The sequence below is a fragment of the bacterium genome, from assembly GCA_027622355.1.
GTDB lineage: Bacteria > UBA8248 > UBA8248 > UBA8248 > UBA8248 > JAQBZT01.
On the sequence record JAQBZT010000275.1, the window covers coordinates 1 to 3752 of the forward strand.

Consider the following 3752-nt stretch of genomic DNA (forward strand, 5'->3'; position numbering starts at 1 on the left):
TGGGCGTCACCTCGACCGGCCGGCGGGCGAGGTCGAAGCCCAGATCGGCGCACCGCTCCACCATGCCCTTGAAGTTGCGCCGGACGAAACCGGCCCCCAGGTGGCTCACATCGATAAAAATACCTCCGCCGGGGGTGCCGCGGCCTTCCTGTATTTCGGTGTATCCGGCGCGGGCGACGCGATCGCGCGTGGCACGCTCCATCTTGTCCGGATCGTAGCGCGCCATGAAGCGCTCGCCGCGGGCGTTGAGGAGGTGTCCGCCCGCCCCGCGCAGGCCCTCCTCGAGGAGGGTCCCCGTGATCTGCAGCCCATCGCCCGTCAGGATACCGGTGGGGTGGAACTGCACCATCTCCATGTCGCAAAATTCCGCTCCCGCCTCCCAGGCCATGGCCATGCCGTCCGTCGCAAGTTCCTGTGCGCAGGCGGAAAACTTGTAGAGAGTGGGTCCGCCGCCGGTGGCGAGGAGGGTGCATGAGGCTTGCAGGGCGGTGAACTCGCCGCTCCGCATGTCGAGGAGCAGGGCGCCCGCGATGCGCGCAGGTTCATCTTTCGAATGGAGCAGCGAGATGGCCCGGTGCTCCTCCAGCACCGGGATGCCCCGCCTTGCGATCTGCTCCGACACCCGGTTGGTCAGCTCGATTCCCGTCAGGTCGCCCTTGTGCACCGTGCGGTCGAAGCTCTGCCCGGCGAAGGCTTTTTGGTGAATCGTGCCATCCGGGTTGCGATCGAAGAAGCAGCCGCAAACGGTCTCCAGCGTGCGCACGCAATCGGGGGCGCGGCTCACGAGCGTCCAGGCCAGTTCCTGATCGTTGAGCCAGGCCCCCCCGCGGAGGGTGTCGAGAAAGTGCCGCTCCACCGAATCCTCTGCCGAGAGGGCGACGTTGTAGCCCCCCTGCACCATCCGGGTGCACCCGCTCTTCCCGAAAAGTCCTTTCACCCCAACGATGATTCTGAGATCGGGCCGGGCGCTGTGGGCCGCGAGGGCCGCCATCAGGCCGGCGCCGCCGGAGCCCAGAATGAGAATGTCGGCGGTCTGGGTGCGCAAGATCGTTCCCCGAAAGGTGGGTGAAGGGTGGCGGAAAAAGGATGCCATAGCCCCCCTTCGGGGAACAACCGGAGGGTTATTCCTTCTGCAGGATAAGGGTGCGGCTGTCGTCGCAAAAAAGAATGCGGAAGCCCCACTCCGCCGCGATAAAGTCGAAACTCTCCCGGCGGTAGAAGCAAAGATGGGTCGGGTCGCGCCGGTAGTGCCAGTCCCCCTTGAAGAGCGCCTCTTCCCAGAAGGTGGTCATTACTCCCAAAAGACCGCCCGGAGAGAGAAGAGCGCGGAGCTTTTCGATCTCGCCGCGCGGATTGCGGAAGTGCTCGAATGTCTCGGTCGAGGTGATGAAGCCGAAGGGCCCCTCGGGCGGATCTGAAAAGTAGAACGGATCGTAGGGATGTACTTCGTGGCCGCGTGCCCGCAGCCGCTCGCACAAGACGGGCGCTGGGCCGCAGCCGTAGTCGAGGCCCCTGGATTTTTCCGGGAGAAGGCCCGCCAAAGGCTCCGCCAACTGATCGAGAAAGCGGACGTAGCCGGGATCATTCGGCGAGTTCCGGTGCTGATCGTAGCGGGCGCGCTCGGCCGCGCGCGTGGGCCAGAACGCTTCAGGCACATGGATGAGAAGACACTCCCGGCACCGGAAGTAGCTTCGCGCGGCGTCCTCGAAAAAAAACGCTGCCCCCTTCCCGTGGCAGAGGGGGCAGCGGCTGATCTTGTCTTGAGTCAAGCGACCTGTTCCCGCTAATAGCTCGCGGCGGTGGGCGCGAGCGCCTGCATGTCGGAGACGCAGTCGATGAGCACGGGCCGGTTCGCCGAGAAGGCCTGATCGAGCGCGCCGGGAAGCTCGCTGGGTTTTTCGACGCGGATGCCCATCGCCCCCATGGTCTTGGCCACCTCCGCGAGGTTCACGTCGTTGAAGTGCCAGAGCTCATGATGCCGGCCCACGAGCTTTCCGCCGCCCGCGCGGGTGAAGGGGTGAATCTCCTGATTCAGCGAGCGGTTGTCGTTGACGAGAATGACCGCCGGAATGTTGCAGCGGACCGCGGTTTCGATCTCGCTGAGGTGGTACCAGAGCCCGCCGTCTCCGGTGAAGAGCAGCACCGGCCGGTCGGGGGCGCCGACCTTGGCCCCCAGCGCGCCCGGCAGGCCCCAGCCGAGCGAGCCCGCCGCCCGGAGGTAGCCCTGTCCCGGATGCTTGAGGTCGATCATGCCGCAGGTCCACATGCCGGCGTGGCCGGTGTCGCAGACGAGGATGGCATCCGAGGGCAGATGATCGGTGAGTTCCTTGCAGATGCGCTCGGGCCGGATCGGGGTCTTGTCCGCCGTCATGTTCTCTTCGTGCTCGGCGTGCCAGGCGGCGACGAGGCCCTGCACTTCTTTGACCCACCCTTTGCGCCCGGCGGCCGCGCCGCCATCGGCCGCATCGATCAGCTTGCGGAGCCCGGCCTTGGCGTCCGCGTAGATGCCCGCTATCAGGGGATAGGAGCGGCCCAGCATCTCGGGGTTCACGTCGAGATGAATGACCGGGGTTCCCGACGGGGGGAGTGTCCAGTTGTTCGTGACCTGGCTTCCGGTCTGGCTGCCGATGAAAAATACGAGGTCGGCCGCCCGGACGGCGAGGTTCGCGGACTTTCGCGAGTAGAGTCCGACCACCCCCGCCAGAAGCGGATGATCGCCCGGCACCGTGTCCTTTCCGTTCATCGAGGTGACGAAGGGGATAGACATCTTTTCTGCGAATTCGACCAGCTCTGGCCCCGCCCCGGAAGCGCGGACGCCCCCGCCCACGACGATGATGGGTTTTTTCGCGGCGGCAAGGGCTTTGAGCGCGGCCGCGACCTGTGACGGCTCGGGTTCGGGCCGGAAGGGCGGCTGCTGGCCGAAGGCTTCTTCGATGATGACTTCGAGGTCGGCCTCCTGATTTTCGAGATCGCCCGCGTGGCCGGCGAATTCGAGATGGGCCGGTCCCGGCGTCCCCGAGGTCGAGGCGCGGAACGCCTGGCGGATCAACTCGGGAAGGCGCTGAATCTCATCTACCCGGGCGCTGAACTTCGTCACCGACTTGAAGAGGGGGAAGTCTTCAATCTGCTGGTAGAAAGGGCGGTGCTGGCTCATGTTCGTCGCCCCGCCCGTAATCGCGATCATCGGGGTGCAGGCCAGGAAGGGATCGCGAAGGCCGGCCGCCAGATTGGCGGCGCCCACGGTCTGCGCGATGCAGACGCCGGGGCGGCCCGTGGCGCGGGCATAGCCGTCGGCCATGTAGACGGCGGCTTTTTCGCCGTGGGTGAGAATCCGTTTGACCTGATCGCGCTCCTCGAATTCCATCAAGGTCTTGCTCAGGATGGTCGGGACGAAGAATACGCTCGTGACGCCGTAGCCTTCGAAAGTGCGGGCGAGAAAGCGCGCGCCGTTCATTTTTGGCATGAAGCGATCCTCCTGAGATAGTTCACGATCCATAGGATTCCAGTGGTATCAGCGTATCTCTTCTATGCCACCAAAGGGGAGGGCGGGTAAAGCCGCGGGCGGGATGGCGGACGGCTCCCCACGGGGTGCAAGGGCGATCCATCCTTCGGTTGACACCCCGTCGGGGAATCCCCTAGCTTGGGCCCTGCTTTTGAACATCTGCGGGAAACCTCGTCAGCTCGGAAACGTGGAATGTCTCTGGACAAGTTCAGGCTGGATGAAAAAGTGGCGCCTGGCCTTGCGGAAGCGG

3 protein-coding genes are annotated in these 3752 nt (G+C 65.1%); all 3 read right to left on the bottom strand.

What is annotated here, in order from left to right:
* A partial coding sequence (locus tag O2807_13260; GenBank protein MDA1001469.1) for an FAD-binding protein occupies positions 1–991 on the bottom strand: 991 nt, incomplete at its 3' end.
* A gap of 130 nt (positions 992–1121) precedes the next feature.
* Positions 1122–1769, bottom strand: coding sequence for a class I SAM-dependent methyltransferase (locus O2807_13265; protein ID MDA1001470.1), 648 nt, complete (start codon positions 1767–1769; stop codon positions 1122–1124).
* Positions 1770–1783: 14 nt separating this feature from the next.
* Positions 1784–3463 carry a thiamine pyrophosphate-binding protein gene (locus O2807_13270; protein ID MDA1001471.1) on the bottom strand — a complete coding sequence of 560 codons (1680 nt, stop codon included), beginning with the start codon at positions 3461–3463 and terminating at the stop codon, positions 1784–1786.
* Between the last annotated feature and the right edge of the window lie 289 nt (positions 3464–3752).